The organism is Bacillus sp. BR3(2024), from assembly GCF_039134555.1.
Classification (GTDB): Bacteria; Bacillota; Bacilli; order Bacillales; family Bacillaceae_G; genus Bacillus_A; species Bacillus_A cereus.
Window position 1 is genome coordinate 310,001 of the sequence record NZ_CP152433.1, and the last position, 22,617, is coordinate 332,617.

The window sequence follows — 22,617 nt, forward strand, 5'->3', positions numbered from 1 at the left end:
GGGATAACAGGCTTATCTCCCCCAAGAGTCCACATCGACGGGGAGGTTTGGCACCTCGATGTCGGCTCATCGCATCCTGGGGCTGTAGTCGGTCCCAAGGGTTGGGCTGTTCGCCCATTAAAGCGGTACGCGAGCTGGGTTCAGAACGTCGTGAGACAGTTCGGTCCCTATCCGTCGTGGGCGTAGGAAATTTGAGAGGAGCTGTCCTTAGTACGAGAGGACCGGGATGGACGCACCGCTGGTGTACCAGTTGTTCTGCCAAGGGCATAGCTGGGTAGCTATGTGCGGAAGGGATAAGTGCTGAAAGCATCTAAGCATGAAGCCCCCCTCAAGATGAGATTTCCCATAGCGTAAGCTAGTAAGATCCCTGAAAGATGATCAGGTTGATAGGTTCGAGGTGGAAGCATGGTGACATGTGGAGCTGACGAATACTAATAGATCGAGGACTTAACCATATAATATGTAGCAAATGTTATCTAGTTTTGAAGGAATATGCCTTCATAGTTTGGTGATGATGGCAGAGAGGTCACACCCGTTCCCATACCGAACACGGAAGTTAAGCTCTCTAGCGCCGATGGTAGTTGGGACCTTGTCCCTGTGAGAGTAGGACGTCGCCAAGCAAGAACCTAAGTTATTTTGACTTAGGTTTTTTTGTGTTTATTTTTATTTACCGAATGCTATAATCCGTAAATTTAATAAAGCTACAGACGAAAAAAGAATGAAGTAGAGACTCTTTAAAATAATAGTAATGATTTTTGGTGTTCCTGATTTTCCTAATGTCGCTAAAGTAATACTTAAAATAGGACACATTATTTCTATCATAAGTATATATTTTAAATAATGAGATGCTATAAATAAATATTTAATAATTACAGAAATTACTGCAATAGAGAAAAATAAATAGGATAATAGCAAAGTTCTTTCTTTAACAGTTATCCTCCTTAGAAATTAAATCGTTATAATAATACAAGAGTGTATATATTTTGATTAAAAACATACTGAAGTGCTATTTAAACGATAAATACATAAAATAGATCTCTAGAAATATATATTCTAATTCCCTTTTCTTCTTGTATATAGTTGCAATTCTTCTTTTGAATATAACTAAAACACGAACGTTATTGACTGCTAATAAAAAAACATTCGATTATTTATTGACATTGTTTATGAAATATTGTTAATATAGCCATAGAAACAATAATATAAGACCTCATATAATCGCGGGGATATGGCCTGCAAGTCTCTACCTAACGACCGTTATTCGTTAGACTATGAGGGAAAGTCACTCGGTATTTTTCTATTCACAAGGGATACGTATGCCTGAGTAGAGCGCTTTCTCTCATAGTAAAAGAGAAACTGTTCTATTTCAGGCTTTTTTTATTTGAATCGGGGGGATTCTAATATGAAATCACTAGTTGGAGTCATAATGGGAAGTACGTCAGACTGGGAAACAATGAAATATGCTTGTGACATTTTAGATGAATTAAATATACCGTATGAGAAAAAAGTTGTATCCGCTCATCGGACTCCGGATTATATGTTTGAATATGCAGAGACGGCTCGTGAACGTGGATTGAAAGTTATTATTGCTGGAGCTGGTGGAGCAGCACATTTACCAGGAATGGTTGCAGCGAAGACAAATCTTCCTGTAATTGGAGTTCCAGTTCAATCAAAAGCATTAAACGGCTTAGATTCATTATTATCCATCGCCCAAATGCCAGGAGGTGTTCCAGTTGCAACTGTTGCAATTGGTAAAGCCGGTTCAACGAATGCTGGATTACTTGCCGCACAAATACTTGGATCATTTCATGATGATATACATGATGCATTAGAATTGAGACGAGAAGCGATTGAAAAAGATGTGCGTGAAGGTAGTGAGCTAGTATGAAGAGAATCATTTTACCTGGAAAAACAATCGGTATTATTGGAGGCGGCCAGCTAGGAAGAATGATGGCATTGGTAGCTAAGGAGATGGGATATAAAATTGCTGTTTTAGATCCTACAAAGCATTCACCATGTGCACAAGTTGCTGATATTGAAATTGTTGCACCATATGATGATTTAAAAGCAATTCAGCATTTAGCAGAGATAAGTGATGTTGTCACATATGAATTTGAGAATATTGATTATAGATGTTTACAATGGCTTGAAAAACATGCGTACTTACCACAAGGTAGTCAGTTGTTAAATACAACACAAAATCGTTTTACAGAAAAGAATGCGATTGAGAAGGCTGGGTTACCAGTAGCAACGTATAGATTAGTTCAAAATCAAGATCAGCTTACAGAAGCAATTGCTGGGTTATCATTCCCTTCCGTCTTAAAAACGACGACAGGTGGATATGATGGGAAAGGGCAAGTTGTTTTAAGAAGTGAAGCTGATGTTGAGGCAGCAAGAAATCTTGTGGATAAAGCAGAATGTATTTTAGAGAAATGGGTGCCTTTTGAAAAAGAAGTATCAGTTATTGTGATTCGTAGTGTAAGTGGTGAAACAAAAGTGTTTCCAGTAGCAGAAAATATTCATGTAAATAACATTTTACATGAATCTATCGTTCCAGCTCGCATTACAGAAGAGCTTTCTCAAAAAGCAATTGCGTATGCAAAGGTACTTGCGGATGAATTAGAACTTGTGGGAACACTAGCTGTAGAGATGTTTGCTACAGATAATGGTGAGATTTATATTAATGAATTAGCGCCAAGACCTCACAATTCAGGACACTATACACAGGATGCATGTGAAACGAGTCAATTTGGTCAACATATTCGAGCAATCTGTAATTTACCTCTAGGAGAAACAAATTTGTTAAAACCAGTTGTCATGGTAAACATTTTAGGCGAACATATAGAAGGGGTCCTAAGACAAGTGAATAGATTAACCGGGTGCTATTTACACTTGTATGGAAAAGAAGAAGCAAAAGCACAGCGAAAAATGGGGCATGTTAATATTTTAAATGATAATATTGAAGTCGCTCTAGAAAAAGCGAAGAGTTTGCATATTTGGGACCATCAAGAACAACTGTTGGAGGGAAAAAGATGATTAGTCGTTATACACGCCCTGAAATGGGTGCGATTTGGACGGAAGAGAACAAATTTAAAGCGTGGTTAGAAGTTGAGATTTTAGCTTGTGAAGCATGGGCTGAGCTTGGCGATATTCCAAAAGAAGATGTTAAAAAAATTCGTGAACATGCATCATTTGATATTGATCGTATTTATGAAATTGAAAAAGAAACACGTCATGACGTAGTTGCATTCACTCGTGCTGTATCAGAAACGCCAGCATTAGGCGAAGAACGTAAATGGGTTCATTACGGTTTAACATCTACAGATGTAGTAGATACAGCATTATCTTACATCTTAAAACAAGCGAATGAAATTATATTAAAAGACTTAGAGAACTTTGTAAGCATTTTAGCTAACAAAGCGAAAGAGCATAAATACACAATCATGATGGGAAGAACACACGGTGTTCATGCAGAACCAACGACATTTGGTTTAAAACTTGGTCTTTGGTATGAAGAGATGAAACGTAACGTAGAGCGTTTCAAACAAGCTGCTGATACAGTTCGTGTTGGTAAACTATCTGGTGCGGTTGGTACATATGCAAATATCGATCCATTCGTAGAAAAATATGTTTGTGAAAATTTAGGATTAGAAGCAGCACCAATTTCAACACAAACATTGCAACGTGATCGTCACGCACACTACATGTCAACACTTGCACTAATTGCAACATCTATCGAAAAGATGGCAGTTGAGATTCGTGGTTTACAAAAGAGTGAAACACGTGAAGTTGAAGAAGCTTTCGCAAAAGGTCAAAAGGGTTCTTCTGCAATGCCACATAAACGTAATCCAATTGGTTCTGAAAATATGACTGGTTTAGCTCGTGTTATCCGCGGTTATATGATGACAGCTTACGAAAATGTTCCATTATGGCATGAGCGTGACATTTCTCACTCTTCGGCAGAACGCGTAATTTTACCAGATGCTACAATCGCATTAAATTACATGTTAAATCGCTTTGGTAATATTGTTAAAAACTTAACTGTATACCCAGAGAATATGAAACGCAATATGACAAGAACATACGGCTTAATTTATTCTCAGCGCGTAATGCTTACACTAATCGACAAAGGTATGGTACGTGAAGAAGCTTATGATATCGTACAGCCTAAAGCGATGGAAGCTTGGGAAACACAAGTACAATTTAAAGAGCTTGTAGAAGCTGATGAGCGTATTACAAGCAAGTTAACACAAGAAGAAATTAATGAATGCTTCAACTATGAGCATCATATGCAACACGTTGATACAATCTTTGAACGCCTTGGATTAAACGAAGCGTAAAATTTCATATGGCACAGAATAGAGTCATTCTGTGCCATTCTTTATAAAAATATTATTCACATTTTTCAAACTACAGGGGGCTTGCGAAATGCAAAAGCTAGAATTGCTGTATGAAGGTAAGGCAAAAAGAATTTATCGTACAGAATCAGCAGATATGGTTTGGGTAGAGTACAAAGATAGTGCGACTGCTTTCAATGGGGAGAAAAAAGAGACGATTACAGGAAAAGGTCGTTTGAACAATGAAATTACAACTTTATTGTTCAGAAAGTTACAAGAAGTGGGAATTAAAACACATTTTGTTGAGAAGTTATCTGAAACAGAACAACTTGTTAAAAAAGTGAGTATTATTCCTTTAGAAGTTGTCACAAGAAATGTAATTGCAGGAAGTCTTTCAAAACGATTAGGAATGGAAGAGGGAACTGTACTTGCAGAACCAATCGTAGAATTTTACTTCAAAGATGATGATTTAGGAGATCCGCTTGTAACGGAAGATCATATTCGTGTATTAAACGTTGCATCGCCAGAGCAAGTAAGTGTATTACGAGATATGGCTCTACAAATCAATCAAGTGTTGATTGATCATTTCGCAAGCTGTCGTGTAAGATTAGTAGATTTCAAATTAGAGTTTGGTGTAACGGAAGAAGGAGAAATCATTTTAGCGGATGAAATTTCACCAGATACTTGCCGTTTATGGGATGAAACGAGCAATGAAAAGTTTGATAAAGATGTATTCCGTCGTGATCTTGGAAATTTAACAGATGCTTATGAAGAGATTTTAAAACGTTTAGGGGGAATTTCACATGTATAAAGTTAAGGTATATGTAACATTAAGAGAAAGCGTATTAGATCCACAAGGAACAGCAGTAAAAGGAGCACTTCATAGTCTTTCATTCACAGAAGTACAAGACGTTCGAATCGGAAAGTACATGGAACTAACAATTGATAAATCTGTATCTGATTTAGATAGCAGGGTAAAAGAAATGTGTGAAAAACTATTAGCGAACGTTGTAATGGAAGACTTCCGTTATGAAGTTGAGGAGGTTGTCGCACAGTGAAATTTGCCGTAATAGTATTTCCGGGTTCGAACTGTGATGTCGATATGTTCCATGCAATTAAAGATGAGCTTGGCGAAGAAGTAGATTACGTTTGGCACGATACAGAGAATTTAGATGAATATGATGCAATTCTACTACCAGGTGGATTTTCTTATGGTGACTACTTACGCTGCGGTGCTATCTCTCGCTTTGCTAATGCAATGAAAGCAGTGCAAAAAGCTGCTGAGCAAGGAAAGCCGATTTTAGGTGTATGTAATGGATTCCAGATTCTTGTTGAATCAGGATTACTACCAGGAGCGTTAATAAGAAACGAAAACTTAAAATTTATGTGTCGCACTGTTCAGTTACGTGTTGAAAATAATGAAACGATGTTTACATCACAATATGAAAAAGATGAAATAATTAATATTCCAATCGCGCATGGTGAGGGGAATTACTATTGTGATGAAGCGACTCTTAAACAATTAGAAGAGAACAATCAAATCGCATTCCGTTACGTAGAAAACCCTAACGGTAGCGTTTCAGATATTGCTGGTATTGTAAATGAAAAAGGAAATGTACTTGGTATGATGCCGCACCCAGAGCGTGCTGTAGATGAATTACTTGGCGGTGCTGAAGGGTTAAAAGTCTTTCAATCTATCTTAAAACAGTGGAGGGAAACATATGTCGTTAATGCTTGAACCAAATCCAACACAAATTAAAGAAGAGCGTATATATGCGGAAATGGGGTTAACAGACGAAGAGTTTGCCATGGTTGAAAAGATTTTAGGTCGTCTGCCAAATTATACAGAAACAGGGTTATTCTCTGTAATGTGGTCTGAACATTGTAGTTATAAAAATTCAAAACCAGTGCTTCGAAAATTCCCAACAACAGGTGAGCGTGTTCTACAAGGGCCTGGGGAAGGTGCTGGAATTGTAGATATCGGTGATAATCAAGCAGTTGTATTTAAAATGGAAAGTCATAACCATCCTTCAGCTATTGAACCATATCAAGGAGCTGCAACAGGTGTTGGTGGTATTATTCGTGACGTATTCTCTATGGGAGCACGTCCGGTAGCTCTATTAAACTCACTTCGTTTCGGTGAATTACAGTCACCACGTGTGAAATATTTATTCGAAGAAGTAGTAGCAGGAATTGCAGGATACGGTAACTGCATCGGTATTCCGACTGTTGGCGGCGAAGTACAATTTGATCCATGTTATGAAGGAAATCCACTTGTAAATGCAATGTGCGTAGGTTTGATTAACCACGAAGACATTAAAAAAGGGCAAGCACATGGTGCTGGTAACACAGTAATGTACGTAGGAGCATCAACTGGTCGTGACGGTATTCATGGTGCAACATTCGCGTCGGAAGAACTATCTGAAAGCTCAGAAGCGAAACGTCCAGCGGTTCAAGTAGGGGATCCATTTATGGAAAAACTTCTTATTGAAGCGTGTTTAGAATTAATTCAATCTGATGCACTTGTTGGAATTCAAGATATGGGTGCGGCTGGTTTAACATCATCATCTGCAGAAATGGCAAGTAAAGCAGGAATGGGTATTGAAATGTACTTAGATGATGTACCACAGCGTGAAACAGGAATGACACCATATGAAATGATGCTATCTGAATCACAAGAGCGTATGTTAATTGTCGTGAAAAAAGGTAGAGAACAAGAAATAGTAGATTTATTTGAGAAGTATGGTCTTGCAGCGGTTACGATGGGGAAAGTAACAGAAGATAAAATGCTTCGTTTATTCCATAAAGGTGAAAAGGTAGCTGAAGTTCCAGCAGATGCTTTAGCAGAAGAAGCACCAATTTATCATAAGCCATCAAAAGAAGCAGCATACTTTGCTGAATTCCAAGCAATGAAAATGGAAACGCCAAAAGTAGAAAATTATAAAGAAACGTTATTCGCTTTATTACAGCAACCAACAATTGCAAGTAAAGAGTGGGTATACGATCAATACGATTACCAAGTTCGCACAAGCACAGTTGTTACGCCAGGTTCAGATGCTGCAGTTGTACGTGTACGCGGTACAGAAAAAGGATTAGCAATGACGACAGATTGTAACTCTCGCTACATTTATCTAGACCCAGAGATGGGCGGTAAAATTGCAGTAGCAGAGGCAGCGCGTAATATCGTATGTTCTGGCGGAGAGCCACTTGCAATTACAGATTGCTTAAACTTCGGTAACCCAGAAAAACCAGAAATCTTCTGGCAAATTGAGAAATCAGTAGACGGTATGAGTGAAGCTTGTCGCACATTACAAACACCAGTTATCGGCGGAAACGTATCGATGTATAACGAGCGTAGTGGTGAAGCTGTATATCCAACACCAACTGTTGGGATGGTCGGACTTGTGCATGACTTAAAACATGTAACAACACAAGAGTTTAAGCAAGCTGGTGATTTAGTGTATGTAATTGGTGAGACGAAAGCTGAGTTTGGCGGAAGTGAATTACAGAAAATGATTCACGGCAAAATTTTCGGTCAATCACCAAGTATCGATTTAGATGTAGAATTAAAACGCCAAAAACAAGTATTAGAAGCAATTCAAGCTGGTCTTGTTCAATCTGCACATGATGTTGCTGAAGGTGGTTTAGCAGTTGCGATTTCAGAAAGTGCAATTGGTGCTAAAGGCTTAGGTGCTACTGTGAAATTAGATGGAGAAGCAACAGCAGCATTATTCGCTGAATCACAGTCTCGCTTCGTGATAACTGTAAAACGTGAAAATAAAGAGGCGTTTGAGAAAGTGGTAGAAGCAATCCAAGTTGGAGAAGTAACAAGTACAAATGAAGTAACAATTCATAATGAAGAAAATGAAGTATTACTTACAGCAAATGTAGATGAAATGAGAAAGGCTTGGAAAGGGGCAATCCCATGCTTGCTGAAATAAAGGGGTTAAACGAAGAATGTGGCGTTTTCGGAATTTGGGGGCATGAAAATGCAGCACAAGTTTCATACTACGGATTGCACAGTTTACAGCACCGTGGGCAAGAAGGCGCAGGCATTGTCGTAAATAATGGGGAAAAAATCGTCGGTCACAAGGGGTTAGGTTTAATATCAGAAGTGTTTTCAAGAGGTGAGCTAGAAGGATTAAATGGAAAATCAGCGATCGGACATGTACGATATGCAACAGCTGGTGGAAGTGAAGTTGCTAACGTTCAACCATTGTTGTTCCGTTTTTCCGATCATAGTATGGCGTTAGCTCATAACGGAAATTTAATTAACGCAAAAATGCTTCGTCGTGAATTAGAAGCAGAGGGCAGTATTTTTCAAACTAGTTCAGATACAGAAGTACTTTTACATCTTATTAAACGTAGTACGAAAGATTCTTTAATTGAAAGTGTAAAAGAAGCTTTAAACAAAGTGAAAGGTGCGTTTGCGTATCTTTTACTAACTGGAAATGAAATGATCGTTGCATTAGATCCGAATGGGTTCCGTCCGCTTTCAATTGGAAAGATGGGGGATGCTTACGTTGTAGCATCTGAAACATGTGCTTTTGATGTAGTAGGTGCAACATACATTCGTGATGTAGAACCGGGTGAATTACTTATCATTAATGATGAAGGAATTCACGTAGATCGTTTCACAAACGATGTAGAACATGCAATTTGTAGTATGGAATACATTTACTTTGCACGACCAGATTCTAATATTGCAGGCGTTAACGTTCATGCAGCACGTAAGAATATGGGGAAACGTTTAGCGGCAGAAGCTCCTATTGAAGCAGATGTTGTTACTGGTGTACCAGACTCTAGTATTTCAGCTGCGATTGGCTATGCGGAGGCAACAGGTATTCCATATGAGTTAGGATTAATTAAAAATCGTTACGTTGGACGTACGTTTATTCAACCTTCTCAGGAACTGCGAGAGCAAGGGGTTAAGATGAAGCTTTCCGCAGTAAGAGGTGTAGTTGAAGGGAAACGAGTTGTTATGATTGATGACTCTATCGTAAGAGGAACGACAAGTAAACGAATTGTTCGTATGCTTCGTGAAGCTGGAGCGACAGAAGTTCACGTAAGAATTGCTTCACCACCTCTGAAATATCCATGTTTCTATGGCATTGATATTCAAACGAGAAAAGAATTAATTGCAGCAAATCATACAGTAGAAGAAATCCGTGAAATGATCGGAGCAGATTCTTTAACATTTTTAAGCGAAGATGGATTAGTAGATGCAATTGGACGTCCATATGAAGGGAAATATGGTGGCCTATGCATGGCTTACTTTAATGGGGACTATCCAACAGCTCTTTATGATTATGAGCAAGAGCTTTTAGAAAGTATGAAATAAGAAAAGTGAAACAAGCTTCTACTTCTTTTGATGTAGAAGCTAGCTCCTTTCTTAAAATAGCCCGCCCTGGATGGGGAGAAATTAAAAGACGAGGTGTAAATAACGATGGCGAATGCATATAAGCAAGCAGGAGTAGATATTGAAGCTGGATATGAAGCGGTATCTCGCATGAAAAAACACGTACAAACAACTATGAGAAAAGAAGTACTAGGCGGTTTAGGCGGTTTTGGAGGTATGTTTGATCTATCAAAATTTGCATTAGAAGAACCTGTATTAGTATCTGGAACAGATGGCGTGGGAACGAAATTGATGCTCGCTTTTATGGCAGATAAACATGACACAATTGGTATTGATGCAGTAGCAATGTGTGTAAATGATATTGTTGTCCAAGGAGCAGAGCCGCTTTTCTTCCTTGATTATATTGCTTGTGGTAAAGCTGAACCTAGTAAAATTGAAAACATCGTCAAAGGTATATCAGAGGGCTGTCGCCAAGCTGGTTGTGCATTAATCGGTGGAGAAACAGCTGAAATGCCAGGAATGTATTCTACGGAAGAATATGATTTAGCTGGTTTTACAGTTGGGATTGTTGATAAAAAGAAAATTGTAACAGGTGAAAAGATTGAAGCTGGTCACGTGCTAATTGGCTTAGCATCTAGCGGTATTCATAGCAATGGTTACTCTTTAGTACGAAAAGTGTTACTAGAAGATGGGGAACTATCTTTAGAGCGTATTTATGGCCGCTTAGAACTACCTCTTGGTGAAGAATTATTAAAACCAACGAAAATTTATGTCAAACCTATTTTAGAACTATTGAAGAAACATGAAGTATACGGTATGGCGCATATTACAGGTGGTGGATTTATTGAAAATATTCCACGCATGTTGCCAGAAGGAATCGGTGCCGAGATTGAACTAGGATCTTGGGAAATTCAGCCGATCTTTAGTTTGCTTCAAGAAGTTGGAAAACTGGAAGAAAAAGAAATGTTCAATATTTTTAACATGGGTATTGGTATGGTAGTAGCAGTGAAGGAAGAAGATGCAAAAGATGTTGTTCGTCTTCTTGAAGAGCAAGGAGAAATGGCTCGTATTATTGGACGTACTATACAAGGAGCTGGCGTTACTTTTAATGGGGGCACAGCACTATGAGTAGATTAGCAGTTTTTGCTTCTGGAAGCGGATCTAACTTTCAATCTCTCGTTAATGCGGTAGAAGAAAAAAGATTGGATGCAGAAATTAGTTTATTAGTATGTGATAAACCAGAAGCACGCGCTGTTGGACGGGCAAATTATTATCATATTCCGTGTTTTGCTTTTTCAGCGAAAGCATATGAGTCAAAAGAAGCATTTGAAAAAGAGATATTAAAGAAGCTAGAAGAATATGAAATTGATTATGTTATTTTAGCTGGATATATGCGGTTAATCGGGCCGACGTTACTAGAAGCATACGGCGGGAAGATTATTAATATTCATCCATCATTACTACCGAGCTTTCCGGGTAAAGATGCTGTCGGTCAAGCGTTAGAAGCAGGTGTGAAAGTAACTGGAGTAACAATTCATTATGTAGATGCAGGTATGGATACAGGGCCAATTATTGCGCAAGAAGCAGTGGTTGTTTCTGAAGGGGATACGAGAGAAAGTTTACAAAAGAAAATTCAACAAGTTGAACATAAATTATACGTAAATACAGTGAATCAAATTGTTCAGTCTGTGAAAGAATCAACTGTTAACTAACATACAACCAGGGGTGAAGGATAAATGAAAAAGCGTGCATTAGTAAGTGTTTCAGATAAAACAGGAGTAGTAGAATTTGTTAAAGGGTTACTAGAACAAAGGATTGAAGTTATTTCAACAGGTGGTACGAAAAAGTTATTAGAAGAAAACGGTTTACAAGTAATTGGTATTTCTGAAGTAACTGGTTTCCCTGAAATTATGGATGGCCGTGTGAAAACGTTACATCCAAATATTCATGGTGGTCTATTAGCAGTTCGTGATAATGAAACACATGTAACACAAATGAATGAATTAGGTATGGAGCCAATTGACTTTGTTGTTGTTAACTTATATCCATTTAAAGAAACAATCGCTAAGCCTGATGTAACATTTGCTGATGCAATTGAAAATATTGATATCGGTGGCCCGACAATGATTCGCTCTGCTGCGAAAAATCATAAATTCGTATCTGTAATTGTAGATCCAGTAGATTATGATATTGTGTTAGCAGAACTGAAAGAGAACGGTGAAGTAGCAGAGGAAACAAAACGTAAACTAGCAGCGAAAGTATTCCGTCATACAGCAGCGTATGATGCGTTAATTTCTAACTACTTAACAGAGCAAATGGGTGAAGAAAGTCCAGAAACATTAACTGTGACATTTGAGAAAAAGCAAGACTTACGTTATGGCGAGAACCCACATCAAAAGGCAACTTTCTATAAAGCGCCATTCGCAGCAACTTCTTCTGTTGCATACGCAGAACAATTACACGGTAAAGAATTATCGTATAACAATATTAATGATGCAGACGCAGCACTTAGCATCGTAAAAGAATTTACAGAACCAGCAGTAGTAGCAGTAAAACATATGAATCCATGTGGTGTTGGAGTAGGAACTGATATTCACGAAGCATATACTCGCGCTTATGAAGCAGATCCAGTATCAATTTTCGGCGGTATTATTGCAGCAAATCGTGAAATTGATAAAGCTACAGCAGAAAAGTTACATGAAATTTTCTTAGAAATTGTTATCGCACCTTCGTTCTCGCAAGAAGCTTTAGAAGTGTTACAAAGTAAGAAGAACTTACGTTTATTAACTATAAATATTGAAAAAGCGACAAGTGCAAGCAAAAAACTAACTTCTGTACAAGGTGGACTTCTCGTTCAAGAAGAAGATACGTTATCATTAGATGAAAGTACAATTTCAATTCCAACGAAACGTGAACCTTCAGAGCAAGAATGGAAAGATTTAAAACTAGCTTGGAAAGTTGTAAAACATGTGAAATCAAACGCAATTGTTTTAGCGAAAGATGACATGACAATTGGCGTCGGTGCGGGACAGATGAACCGTGTAGGTTCTGCAAAAATCGCAATTACACAAGCTGGTGAAAAAGCACAAGGTAGCGCACTTGCATCTGATGCTTTCTTCCCAATGCCAGATACATTAGAAGAAGCAGCAAAAGCAGGAATTACAGCAATCATTCAACCAGGCGGATCAATCCGTGATGAAGATTCTATTAAAGTGGCAGATACGTATGGGATTGCTATGGTGTTCACTGGCGTACGTCATTTCAAACACTAATAGAGGATGTTTAAAAAGTCCGGTCGATAACCTTTTATTGATATGAAAAAGCAAACTAGGAGCATAGCTTCTAGTTTGTACTTATTTAATTATTGGGGGATGAAATATGAATGTTTTAGTAATTGGCCGCGGTGGGCGTGAGCATGCTTTAGCTTGGAAGTTTGCACAATCTGAAAAAGTAGAAAAGGTATATGTAGCACCAGGTAATGAAGGTATGAGAGATGTTGCAACACCAGTTGATATTGATGAAAATGATTTTGATGCATTAGTTTTATTTGCAAAAGAGAATAATGTTGAGTTAACTTTCGTTGGACCAGAAATTCCGCTTATGAATGGAATTGTTGATTGTTTTAAAGAAGAGGGACTTCGCGTATTTGGTCCGAATAAAGCGGCTGCTGTTATTGAAGGTAGTAAAGCTTTTACAAAAGAGCTTATGAAAAAGTATGATATTCCAACTGCGGCGTACGAAACTTTTACAGATTATGAAGAAGCAGTACAGTACATTCGAAAAGTTGGTGCACCAATCGTTATTAAAGCTGACGGCCTAGCTGCGGGTAAAGGGGTAACGGTAGCAATGACGCTTGAAGAGGCATTACAAGCTGTGAAAGAAATGCTACAAGATGTGAAATTCGGCGCGGCAAGTAAGAAGATCGTTATTGAAGAGTTTTTAGATGGACAAGAATTTTCATTAATGGCATTCGTGAATGGAACAACTGTACATCCAATGGTAATCGCCCAAGATCATAAAAGAGCTTTTGATGGTGATAAAGGTCCAAATACGGGCGGAATGGGTGCATATTCTCCAGTACCACAAATTCCAGAATCAGCAGTTCAAGAAGCGATTCAAACCGTATTACATCCAACTGCTAAGGCGATGATTGCAGAAAACCGTTCGTTTACAGGTATTTTATACGCAGGTCTTATTTTAACAAATGATGGTCCGAAGGTAATTGAATTTAATGCACGCTTCGGTGATCCTGAAACAGAAGTTGTATTACCTCGCTTAGAAAATGATTTAGTTGACGTATGTAACGCTGTATTAGATGAAAGTGAACTAACGTTACAATGGTCAGAAGAAGCTGTAATCGGTGTTGTACTTGCTTCTAAAGGATATCCAGAAGCATATAAAAAAGGTGATATTATTAGTGGACTAGATGCACTGCAAGATGTGATTGTTTTCCATGCAGGTACAGCAATGAAACATGGGGACTTTGTAACGAACGGTGGCCGTGTATTATTTGTTGCTTGTAAGGCAAATAGTTTACAAGAAGCAAAAGATAAAGTATATAAAGAAATCGGTAAAATTGAGAGTGATGGTCTATTTTATCGAAGTGATATAGGATATCGTGCAATTGGGCATGAGATGACGAAAAGTTAATATGTAAAAATCCCGCTGAGGAATCAGCGGGATTTTTTATGCATCTTTATCTTTTTTTAATTTCCCTTTTTGCTTTGCCATTTCTCGAAGTAAATACTCGATGTGTGCATTGACGCTACGAAATTCATCATTTGCCCATTTTTCGATGACTGCGTGTAATTCAGGATCAATACGTAATGGAAAGCTTTTCTTTTTAGCCATAATTACTTATAGCCCTTAGTATAGGCTTCCTGTATTAATAACTGGTTGCGCACCTTTATCTGAAACGATGGCAACTAATAAGTTGTTTACCATATTTGCTTTACGCTCGTCATCGAGTTCTAGTACGCCTTCTTCATCTAACATATGGATGGAATCTTTCGCCATCTTCACAGCACCTTCAACAATTTCTTTTCTAGCAGCTAATACTGCTTTTGCTTGCTGGCGTTGTAGCATTGCATGGGCAATTTCTGTTGCGTAAGCTAAGTGCGTTAAACGAGTTTCTAATACTTCTACACCAGCAATTTCAAGACGCGCCTCTAACTCACGTTTTAATTCTTCAGAGATTTCTTCAGTATTTCCGCGTAACGTAACGCAGGTTTCATCTTGGAAATTGTCATAAGGATATTTTGTTGCAACATGGCGGATTGCCGTTTCGCTTTGAATTTCTACAAATCGATCATAATGTTCAACACCAAACATTGCTTTTGCAGAATCAACAACTTTATATACGATAACAGCTGCAATTTCAATTGGATTTCCATCAACGTCATTTACTTTTAATTTTTTACTGTTAAAGTTTTCAACACGTAAAGATACAGTTTGACGGAATGCGAACGGAATCGTTAAAAATAAACCGTTTTGACGAATTGTTCCTAAATAATTACCGAAGAACGTAATAACCTTCGCTTGATTCGGTTGAACAATACCGATACCTGTAGCGAGAACTGCGGCTAATATAATAGTTAGTGCCGCTCCTATGAAAATTTCTTGTGCAAGGAAAAATACACCGATAGCAGCTAAAATCAAAATTCCAATAATACCGAGAAAACCATTTACATAAAATACTTGTTTTTCTTTCATATGATCGCCTCCTGATATAAAAATGATATCACTTTTATATCATTTTAAGCAAGAGGTATGCACCTAATTTTCTGAATTTTATTGATTGATATCTTTTATATACATTTTAAGGTCGAAAAAGAGAATGTACGTTCTGTTTTATGGTAAAATAAAGAAGACTTAACCGCCCACTGCAGCAGCTAAGTCCCTTTGAGAGCATCTTGCATCGTGACAAATGATTCAAAGCGGTTTTGCCAGGATTATATTTTCAATCGCTGACTCAATCTCTTTGTCAGAAGCGTCATAACTTCCTTTTGACTTTGGCTTGTCATGAGTGGAAGTTTGATTCACTTCTTCTTTAGCATGTCCTTTTTCAGCAAAATTCATGCTAGGCATTTTAAATGCCCCCATATTCATGTATTTTCCGAATTTCCACATTTCAACAACAGGGCAGAAACGAACAATTCCTTCTGCAACTTTCATTGCACCAATCCATAGAAAAATGTTAGACCAAGTGCACCACGGCTTGCGTACAAGTTTAGTTGCACTACATCCGAAGAGGACAAGCCCAAGTGTAATTCGAATTAGAGCGTTTATTGTCCCGATATTTTGCTTCATTAGAAAAACACTCCTTTTTATGAAAGTTGAAATAGATAATACTATTTCTTTTATTAGTATCCCGTTTGATTTTTGGGATATGTAATCCAACATTTGACGTGGAAAAAGATGTTGGAATGTGCGTGTGTGTAAGTAACTTTTTTTGTTATAATGAAAGAATGCATAAAAGGAACTTCAAAATTAAATCCTCTAGTTTAAAAAATATGGAAGAGGTAATTCCAAACTTAATTCTCCGTTTTAAACAAATATTTAAGATGAAGTTAAAACAATAATGATGAAAATAAACTGTTATTTTGAACAGAAATATATATAACTAGAGAAAAGGAAGGGTGTTTTCATGTACGATATTTCCGGTTGGAAACATGTATTTAAGCTTGATCCAAATAAGGAGTTAAGCGATGAACATCTAGAAATGATTTGTGAGTCTGGAACTGATGCGGTTATTGTAGGCGGAAGTGATGGAGTTACAATTGATAACGTATTACACATGCTAGTTAGCATTCGTAGATATGCAGTTCCTTGTGTATTAGAGGTTTCTGATGTAGAAGCAATTACACCAGGATTTGATTTTTATTACATCCCAAGTGTTTTAAATAGCCGAAAAGTAGAATGGGTAACAGGTGTTCATCATGAGGCATTGAAAGAATTTGGGGATATTATGGACTGGGACGAAATTTTTATGGAAGGGTATTGTGTTTTAAATCCAGAAGCGAAAGTAGCCCAGCTTACAGAAGCGAAATGTGATTTAACAGAAGATGACGTTATTGCATATGCTCGTTTAGCAGACAAGTTATTACATTTACCGATATTTTATTTAGAATATAGCGGTACGTATGGAGATGTTGAACTTGTTAAAAATGTAAAAGCAGAATTGAAACAAGCTAAGTTATACTATGGCGGTGGTATTTCTAATGCAGAACAGGCGAAAGAAATGGCACAATATGCTGATACAGTAGTTGTTGGAAATATTATTTATGATGATATAAAATCGGCGTTAAAAACAGTTAAAGCAGTAAAAGGAGAGTAGGTGCAGGCGTATATGAGTATGACAGATAGATTATTAAACGGTTTAAATCCACAGCAACAAAAAGCAGTCCAAACAACGAATGGACCACTTCTATTAATGGCAGGTGCAGGTAGTGGTAAGACACGTGTGTTAACACATCGTATTGCGTATTTACTTGGTGAAAAAGGTGTAGCACCATGGAATGTACTAGCTATTACCTTCACAAATAAAGCAGCTCGTGAAATGCGTGAGCGTATTGATACACTTGTGGGACCAGAAGCAGAAGATATTTGGATTTCGACGTTCCACTCTATGTGTGTACGTATTTTACGACGGGATATCGATCGTATTGGTATTAATCGTAACTTTACAATCTTAGATTCAGGCGATCAGCTAACTGTAGTCAAAAAAATTATGAAAGAGCGCAATATTGATCCGAAGAAATTTGAGCCGCGCTCTATTTTAGCGGGTATTAGTAATGCGAAAAATGAACTGTTATCTGCGGATAAATATGCAAAAAAAATTACAATGGCTGATCCATATGAAAAATTAACGAGCGATGTATACACAGAGTATCAAAAACGTCTTTTGAAAAATAATTCATTAGACTTTGATGATTTAATTATGACCACGATTCAGTTATTTGAACGTGTTCCAGAAGTATTAGAGTTTTATCAGCGTAAGTTCCAATATATTCACGTTGATGAGTATCAAGATACGAACAAAGCGCAATATCTTCTTGTTAAACATTTGGCAGCGCGTTTTAAAAATCTTTGCGTTGTAGGTGACTCTGACCAGTCTATTTATCGCTGGCGTGGTGCAGATATTTCTAACATTTTGTCGTTCGAAAAAGACTATGAGAATGCACAAGTAATTTTGTTAGAACAAAACTATCGTTCGTCACAAAATATTTTAAATGCAGCGAATGCTGTTATTGAAAAAAATACAAATCGTAAGCCGAAGAAATTATGGACAGACAATCAAGTTGGAAGTAAAATCTCGTATTATCGTGCTGCAACTGAAAAGGACGAAGCGTATTTTGTTGCGAAAAAAATTCGTGACGATATTCAAATGGGGAAACGAAAATATACTGATTTTGCAGTGTTATATCGTACGAATGCTCAGTCTCGTATGGTCGAGGAGATTTTCCTTAAATCTAACATTCCGTACAAAATTGTCGGGGGTACGAAGTTCTACGACCGTAAAGAGATTAAAGATATTTTGGCGTACTTACGTTTAATCGGTAATCCAGATGATGAAATTAGTTTTGCACGTATTATTAACATGCCAAAGCGTGGTATTGGTGCGACTTCTATCGATAAAATTATTAATTACGGTGTGCAAAACGGAATTTCATTAACTGCTGTATTTGATGAAATTGAGCATGTTGGAGTAAGTGCAAAAATTACAAAGGCAGTAAAAGAATTTGCGAATTTATTAAATAACTGGGTAAATATGCAAGAGTATTTATCTGTTACAGAATTAGTAGAAGAAGTTATTGAAAAAACAGGCTATCGCGATATGTTGAAAAATGAACGTTCTTTAGAAGCGGAAGGTCGTTTAGAAAACTTAGACGAGTTCTTATCTGTTACGCAAACATTTGAATCTCAAAGCGAAGATAAGAGCCTTGTTGCATTCTTAACAGATTTAGCACTTGTTGCTGATATTGATCGTGTAGATGAAGACCCAACTGCTGGTGAAGAAGTTATTTTAATGACGATGCACTCAGCGAAAGGATTAGAGTTCCCGGTTGTGTTTATTGTTGGCTTAGAGGAAGGGATATTCCCTCATACTCGTTCTCTTATGGAAGAGGATGAAATGCAAGAAGAACGTCGTCTTGCTTATGTAGGTATTACCCGTGCAGAAGAAGAGCTATATTTATCTAACGCGCAAATGCGTACTTTATTTGGTAGAACAAGTATGAACGCTGCGTCTCGATTCATTACAGAAATCCCGACAGAACTAGTGGAATCATTAAATGAAACAGCGCCAAAGCGTGAAACATCGTTTGGTGCAAAAGGCAGAACGGCAAGTAGCGGCAAAACGACAATCACAACGACAACACGCTCTCGTTCAGCTTTCGCGCGCCCTGCAGCTAAGACGACAGGCGGCGAACAAATTGGCTGGGCAGTAGGAGATAAAGCTTCCCACCAAAAATGGGGAGTCGGTACAGTTGTAAGTGTAAAAGGTGAAGGTGATGCAAAAGAATTAGATATTGCATTCCCAAGCCCAATTGGTGTTAAACGTTTGTTAGCAAAATTTGCACCTGTGACGAAACAATAGAAAGGAATGAGGATATGTCAAAAGAGATAGCAAAAAAACGTATAGAAGAACTGCGTGATTTATTAAATACATTTAACTATCAATATCACGTATTAGACAATCCTTCTGTTTCTGATGCGGAATATGACCGTAATATGCAGGAGCTTATAAAATTAGAAGCAGAGAACCCAGAGTTTATGAGTGAAGATTCTCCCTCCGTTCGCGTTGGGGGGACTGTTCTTGATATATTTGAAAAAGTAACACATAAGTCACCAATGTTAAGTTTAGGAAATGCATTTAACGAAGGAGATTTACGTGATTTCGACAGAAGAGTACGTCAAGGAATTGATGGTGCGAATGTAAGATATATATGTGAATTAAAAATTGACGGGCTTGCCGTTTCGCTTCATTATGAAAAAGGACGCTTCATTCAAGGGGCGACACGTGGTGATGGTGTAACGGGTGAAGATATTACTCAAAATTTAAAAACGATTAAAGCTATCCCACTTCGTTTAAATGAAGAAGTAACGTTAGAAGCACGAGGCGAAGCTTATATGCCGAAGCGTTCATTCGTTAAACTAAATGAAGAAAAAGAGCAAAATGGAGAAGATGTATTTGCGAATCCGCGTAATGCAGCAGCAGGTTCAATACGTCAACTTGATCCGAAAATTGCAGCGAAGCGTAACTTATCTATGTTTGTGTATGGTCTTGCGAATGTAGAAGAAAAAACAATTCCATCACATAGTGAATCGCTTGATTTCTTAGGTGAACTTGGATTTAAGACAAATCCAAATCGCCGTACATGTGAAACAATTGAAGAAGTTATAGCTTATGTAGAAGAATGGCAAGAAAAACGTCCGCATCTTGATTATGAGATTGATGGAATCGTTATAAAAGTAGATGATGTTGCCCTTCAAGAAAGTCTAGGAACTACAGCGAAGAGTCCAAGATGGGCGATTGCTTATAAATTCCCGGCTGAAGAAGTTGTAACGAGATTAACAGGCATTGAATTAAGTGTTGGCCGAACAGGAGTTGTAACACCGACTGCAGAACTAGAGCCAGTGAGAGTTGCTGGTACGATTGTTCGTCGTGCTTCTTTACATAACGAAGATTTAATTCGTGAAAAAGACATTCGAATTGGTGACTACGTTGTTGTGAAGAAGGCTGGAGATATTATTCCTGAAGTTGTGAACGTTATTTTTGATAAGCGTACTGGTGAGGAAGAAGAATACCGCATGCCAACTCATTGTCCAGCATGTGAGAGTGAACTTGTTCGTTTAGAAGAAGAAGTAGCACTTCGTTGTATAAATCCAACTTGTCCTGCTCAAATTCGAGAAGGGTTAATCCATTTCGTTTCAAGAAATGCAATGAATATTGATGGACTTGGAGAACGTGTCATTACACAACTCTTTGATGCTGATTACATTCGTACATTTGCTGATTTATATGCATTGACGAAAGAGCAATTATTACAGTTAGAACGTTTTGGTGAAAAATCAGCAACAAACTTAATACAAGCAATTGAAAATTCTAAAGAAAACTCGTTAGAGCGATTATTATTTGGTCTTGGAATTCGCCACGTTGGAGCGAAAGCAGCACGTACATTTGCAGAGCACTTTGAAACGATGGATGAGCTTGTAAAAGCAACGGAAGAAGAACTAAAAGCAATTAATGAAATTGGCGAAAAAATGGCTCAATCTGTTGTGACATATTTTGATAATGAAGATGTATTAGAGTTATTACAGCAGTTTAAAGAGTATGGCGTGAATATGACATACAAAGGTATAAAAATTGCAGATTTACAAAATGTTGAATCTTACTTCGCAGGAAAAACGGTTGTTTTAACAGGTAAGCTAGAAGTTATGGGGCGAAGTGAAGCGAAGAAGAAGATTGAGGCATTAGGTGGAAAAGTAACGGGAAGTGTTAGTAAGAGTACGGATTTAGTTGTTGCAGGTGAAGCGGCTGGTTCGAAATTAGCACAAGCGGAGAAACATAATGTTGAGGTTTGGAATGAAGAGAGGTTCTTACAAGAGCTAAATAAGTAAGAGGTGCAAACTTACCATGAAAAAAATAGCATTAGCGGTATTAAGCCTTGGCCTACTTGTAAGTGGGTGTAGTGCAGGTGCCGACAAAGATGAAAAAGTGGCTGAGAAATCGGGGAAAGCAAAAGAACAATCAGTTGTTCCAAAATACGCTATTTCGGATGAATATTATAAGACGACTATTCCATTTGATGGTGGAAATGCACGTGGTTTAGTGGTGCAAGGGTTAAATAGTCGTCTTGATATAGATGAATTTGAAACAGGGTTAATGCGAATTGCAAAAGAATCATTTAGTACGAAAGATAATTTTTTAAAAGGCGGAAAAGCTCTAGATACTCAAACTATACAGATGCTTGTTAAAAGAAAACGTACAGATGCTGAACAAAAGGAACTAGAGGACAAATTAAAAAAAGATGCAGTTAAATTTCCTAATATAGGATTAAACCCTGCATTAGGAACAGGATCCGAATCACTAGAAGTGAAAAATAAAAAAAATCCAATATATATTTCAAATATTTTAGAGCATGATTATTATGTGAAAAAAGGCGATAACGGCGAGGAACGCGTTGGTATGGTAGTTGGATTAGCAATGAATTCTGTTCAATATTTTAACGAAGAGCATGGTTATCCACGTGAAGCTGCAATCCCGGATGAAAAGATGTTAGCTGAAGGGAAAAAAATGGCGCAAGAAATTTTGAAAGTCATACATCAAAAAGAACCTGAAACCAAAAATATTCCAATAACATTTGCGATTTATCGCCAAGCTCCAAAGTCTTCGCTCGTGCCAGGTAACTTTGTTTCTTATGCGAATGTTGAAAAAGGTAGTGAAACGGTTGAAGATTGGCAACAAATTAATGAAAAATATTATTTGTTCCCATCAGAGCAAGCGAAAACAGATAATAAACGTGAAGACCTTGCAAGAGTATCCAACTTTAAGGCAAAACTAAGCGATTATTTCCAAGGCGACTATACAGCTGTTATTGGTACTGGTATGTATAGAGATGATGAATTAAGAGAAATGAAGCTTGATATTCCTGTCCAGTTTAATGGAAAAGCTGAAATAGTTGGTTTTACACAATATGTGGCAGGGCTTGTTATGGAATACTTCCCGAATTATATGAAAGTACAAGTAACGATTAAATCTGTAGAACGCCCAGAAGCTATTATTATACGTGAAGCAAAACAAGATGAACCACTTGTGAAGATTTTAGATTAAATATGAAGGCTGTTCCTCTATGGAACAGCTTTTTTTCTTATGTAATTTTGTTATAATTTAAAATGTTGTAAAAAATAGGGGTAAGG

General features: G+C 37.6%; 20 protein-coding genes, 2 rRNA genes and 1 riboswitch (1 of these 23 running past the window's edge). Of the genes, 18 read left to right on the forward strand and 4 right to left on the reverse strand.

What is annotated here, in order from left to right:
* Window positions 1-455 (forward strand): 23S ribosomal RNA (locus V7S45_RS01705) (it extends 2,467 nt beyond the left edge of the window).
* A 49-nt stretch (window positions 456-504) separates the two neighbouring features.
* Window positions 505-620, forward strand: a 5S ribosomal RNA gene (rrf, locus tag V7S45_RS01710).
* 43 nt (window positions 621-663) lie between these two features.
* Here the strand turns inward: rrf and V7S45_RS01715 are convergent.
* Window positions 664-915, reverse strand: coding sequence for a hypothetical protein (locus tag V7S45_RS01715; protein WP_342761629.1), 252 nt, complete (start codon window positions 913-915; stop codon window positions 664-666).
* 275 nt (window positions 916-1,190) lie between these two features.
* Window positions 1,191-1,292: riboswitch (purine riboswitch) on the forward strand.
* A 110-nt stretch (window positions 1,293-1,402) separates the two neighbouring features.
* On the opposite strand from V7S45_RS01715, the gene purE reads away from it, so the two are divergent.
* From purE to purD, 12 genes are all read left to right on the forward strand, one after another.
* Entirely contained in the window at window positions 1,403-1,888 is a 486-nt protein-coding gene (gene purE / locus V7S45_RS01720; RefSeq protein WP_000839365.1) for a 5-(carboxyamino)imidazole ribonucleotide mutase, read from the forward strand.
* Window positions 1,885-3,036, forward strand: coding sequence for a 5-(carboxyamino)imidazole ribonucleotide synthase (gene purK / locus V7S45_RS01725; protein WP_342761630.1), 1,152 nt, complete (start codon window positions 1,885-1,887; stop codon window positions 3,034-3,036). The genes purE and purK overlap by 4 nt, the downstream gene beginning before the upstream one ends.
* Complete coding sequence (purB, locus tag V7S45_RS01730) at window positions 3,033-4,340, forward strand: adenylosuccinate lyase (RefSeq protein ID WP_000625682.1); 1,308 nt, start codon at window positions 3,033-3,035, stop codon at window positions 4,338-4,340. The genes purK and purB overlap by 4 nt, the downstream gene beginning before the upstream one ends.
* Before the next feature lie 88 nt (window positions 4,341-4,428).
* A complete protein-coding gene (gene purC, locus V7S45_RS01735) occupies window positions 4,429-5,148 on the forward strand; it encodes a phosphoribosylaminoimidazolesuccinocarboxamide synthase (protein WP_001170544.1) in 720 nt (239 codons plus the stop codon).
* Window positions 5,141-5,395, forward strand: coding sequence for a phosphoribosylformylglycinamidine synthase subunit PurS (gene purS, locus V7S45_RS01740; RefSeq protein ID WP_000278825.1), 255 nt, complete (start codon window positions 5,141-5,143; stop codon window positions 5,393-5,395). The genes purC and purS overlap by 8 nt, the downstream gene beginning before the upstream one ends.
* Window positions 5,392-6,075: a phosphoribosylformylglycinamidine synthase subunit PurQ gene (gene purQ, locus V7S45_RS01745; RefSeq protein ID WP_000666774.1), complete on the forward strand. Its 684-nt coding sequence runs from the start codon at window positions 5,392-5,394 to the stop codon at window positions 6,073-6,075. The genes purS and purQ overlap by 4 nt, the downstream gene beginning before the upstream one ends.
* Window positions 6,059-8,278 (forward strand): phosphoribosylformylglycinamidine synthase II, encoded by a 2,220-nt coding sequence (gene purL / locus V7S45_RS01750; protein WP_000055564.1) that lies wholly within the window; start codon window positions 6,059-6,061, stop codon window positions 8,276-8,278. Before purQ ends, purL begins: the two co-directional genes overlap by 17 nt.
* Window positions 8,263-9,678 (forward strand): amidophosphoribosyltransferase, encoded by a 1,416-nt coding sequence (gene purF, locus V7S45_RS01755; RefSeq protein WP_000879025.1) that lies wholly within the window; start codon window positions 8,263-8,265, stop codon window positions 9,676-9,678. Before purL ends, purF begins: the two co-directional genes overlap by 16 nt.
* A gap of 105 nt (window positions 9,679-9,783) precedes the next feature.
* Window positions 9,784-10,824 carry a phosphoribosylformylglycinamidine cyclo-ligase gene (gene purM, locus V7S45_RS01760; protein WP_001262439.1) on the forward strand — a complete coding sequence of 347 codons (1,041 nt, stop codon included), beginning with the start codon at window positions 9,784-9,786 and terminating at the stop codon, window positions 10,822-10,824.
* Complete coding sequence (purN, locus tag V7S45_RS01765) at window positions 10,821-11,408, forward strand: phosphoribosylglycinamide formyltransferase (RefSeq protein WP_342761631.1); 588 nt, start codon at window positions 10,821-10,823, stop codon at window positions 11,406-11,408. Before purM ends, purN begins: the two co-directional genes overlap by 4 nt.
* Window positions 11,409-11,432: 24 nt before the next feature.
* Window positions 11,433-12,968, forward strand: a complete 1,536-nt coding sequence (gene purH, locus V7S45_RS01770; RefSeq protein WP_342761632.1) for a bifunctional phosphoribosylaminoimidazolecarboxamide formyltransferase/IMP cyclohydrolase — start codon at window positions 11,433-11,435, stop codon at window positions 12,966-12,968.
* Window positions 12,969-13,074: 106 nt separating this feature from the next.
* On the forward strand, window positions 13,075-14,346 hold the full coding sequence (gene purD / locus V7S45_RS01775) for a phosphoribosylamine--glycine ligase (protein ID WP_342761633.1): 1,272 nt from the start codon (window positions 13,075-13,077) through the stop codon (window positions 14,344-14,346).
* 36 nt (window positions 14,347-14,382) lie between these two features.
* On the opposite strand, the gene V7S45_RS01780 is transcribed toward purD, so the two are convergent.
* From V7S45_RS01780 to V7S45_RS01790, 3 genes are all read right to left on the reverse strand, one after another.
* Entirely contained in the window at window positions 14,383-14,547 is a 165-nt protein-coding gene (locus tag V7S45_RS01780; RefSeq protein ID WP_001085171.1) for a toxin-antitoxin system HicB family antitoxin, read from the reverse strand.
* Window positions 14,548-14,562: 15 nt separating this feature from the next.
* Window positions 14,563-15,408 carry an SPFH domain-containing protein gene (locus tag V7S45_RS01785; protein WP_000660669.1) on the reverse strand — a complete coding sequence of 282 codons (846 nt, stop codon included), beginning with the start codon at window positions 15,406-15,408 and terminating at the stop codon, window positions 14,563-14,565.
* A 219-nt stretch (window positions 15,409-15,627) separates the two neighbouring features.
* On the reverse strand, window positions 15,628-16,005 hold the full coding sequence (locus V7S45_RS01790; RefSeq protein WP_000812346.1) for a DUF2892 domain-containing protein: 378 nt from the start codon (window positions 16,003-16,005) through the stop codon (window positions 15,628-15,630).
* Window positions 16,006-16,342: 337 nt separating this feature from the next.
* Between V7S45_RS01790 and V7S45_RS01795 the strand changes: the two genes are divergently transcribed.
* The 4 genes from V7S45_RS01795 to V7S45_RS01810 are packed head-to-tail and all read left to right on the forward strand — an operon-like array spanning window position 16,343 to window position 22,531.
* Complete coding sequence (locus tag V7S45_RS01795; RefSeq protein WP_000272099.1) at window positions 16,343-17,032, forward strand: heptaprenylglyceryl phosphate synthase; 690 nt, start codon at window positions 16,343-16,345, stop codon at window positions 17,030-17,032.
* 12 nt (window positions 17,033-17,044) lie between these two features.
* The gene (gene pcrA, locus V7S45_RS01800) at window positions 17,045-19,294 is read left to right on the forward strand and encodes a DNA helicase PcrA (RefSeq protein WP_002164784.1); all 2,250 of its coding nucleotides are present in this window, start codon (window positions 17,045-17,047) and stop codon (window positions 19,292-19,294) included.
* A gap of 14 nt (window positions 19,295-19,308) precedes the next feature.
* Window positions 19,309-21,318 (forward strand): NAD-dependent DNA ligase LigA, encoded by a 2,010-nt coding sequence (ligA, locus tag V7S45_RS01805; protein WP_000031450.1) that lies wholly within the window; start codon window positions 19,309-19,311, stop codon window positions 21,316-21,318.
* Window positions 21,319-21,334: 16 nt separating this feature from the next.
* Window positions 21,335-22,531: a CamS family sex pheromone protein gene (locus V7S45_RS01810; RefSeq protein ID WP_000717031.1), complete on the forward strand. Its 1,197-nt coding sequence runs from the start codon at window positions 21,335-21,337 to the stop codon at window positions 22,529-22,531.
* The last annotated feature ends 86 nt before the right edge of the window (window positions 22,532-22,617 follow it).

Excerpts from the sequence above, each read along its gene's own strand:
- purE (WP_000839365.1), top strand. The coding sequence starts at position 1,403 with ATGAAATCACTAGTTGGAGTCATAATGGGAAGTACGTCAGACTGGGAA.
- purK (WP_342761630.1), top strand. The coding sequence starts at position 1,885 with ATGAAGAGAATCATTTTACCTGGAAAAACAATCGGTATTATTGGAGGC.
- purB (WP_000625682.1), top strand. The coding sequence starts at position 3,033 with ATGATTAGTCGTTATACACGCCCTGAAATGGGTGCGATTTGGACGGAA.
- purC (WP_001170544.1), top strand. The coding sequence starts at position 4,429 with ATGCAAAAGCTAGAATTGCTGTATGAAGGTAAGGCAAAAAGAATTTAT.
- purS (WP_000278825.1), top strand. The coding sequence starts at position 5,141 with ATGTATAAAGTTAAGGTATATGTAACATTAAGAGAAAGCGTATTAGAT.
- purL (WP_000055564.1), top strand. The coding sequence starts at position 6,059 with ATGTCGTTAATGCTTGAACCAAATCCAACACAAATTAAAGAAGAGCGT.
- purF (WP_000879025.1), top strand. The coding sequence starts at position 8,263 with ATGCTTGCTGAAATAAAGGGGTTAAACGAAGAATGTGGCGTTTTCGGA.
- purM (WP_001262439.1), top strand. The coding sequence starts at position 9,784 with ATGGCGAATGCATATAAGCAAGCAGGAGTAGATATTGAAGCTGGATAT.
- purN (WP_342761631.1), top strand. The coding sequence starts at position 10,821 with ATGAGTAGATTAGCAGTTTTTGCTTCTGGAAGCGGATCTAACTTTCAA.
- purH (WP_342761632.1), top strand. The coding sequence starts at position 11,433 with ATGAAAAAGCGTGCATTAGTAAGTGTTTCAGATAAAACAGGAGTAGTA.
- purD (WP_342761633.1), top strand. The coding sequence starts at position 13,075 with ATGAATGTTTTAGTAATTGGCCGCGGTGGGCGTGAGCATGCTTTAGCT.
- V7S45_RS01780 (WP_001085171.1), bottom strand. The coding sequence starts at position 14,547 with ATGGCTAAAAAGAAAAGCTTTCCATTACGTATTGATCCTGAATTACAC.
- V7S45_RS01785 (WP_000660669.1), bottom strand. The coding sequence starts at position 15,408 with ATGAAAGAAAAACAAGTATTTTATGTAAATGGTTTTCTCGGTATTATT.
- V7S45_RS01790 (WP_000812346.1), bottom strand. The coding sequence starts at position 16,005 with ATGAAGCAAAATATCGGGACAATAAACGCTCTAATTCGAATTACACTT.
- V7S45_RS01795 (WP_000272099.1), top strand. The coding sequence starts at position 16,343 with ATGTACGATATTTCCGGTTGGAAACATGTATTTAAGCTTGATCCAAAT.
- pcrA (WP_002164784.1), top strand. The coding sequence starts at position 17,045 with ATGAGTATGACAGATAGATTATTAAACGGTTTAAATCCACAGCAACAA.
- ligA (WP_000031450.1), top strand. The coding sequence starts at position 19,309 with ATGTCAAAAGAGATAGCAAAAAAACGTATAGAAGAACTGCGTGATTTA.
- V7S45_RS01810 (WP_000717031.1), top strand. The coding sequence starts at position 21,335 with ATGAAAAAAATAGCATTAGCGGTATTAAGCCTTGGCCTACTTGTAAGT.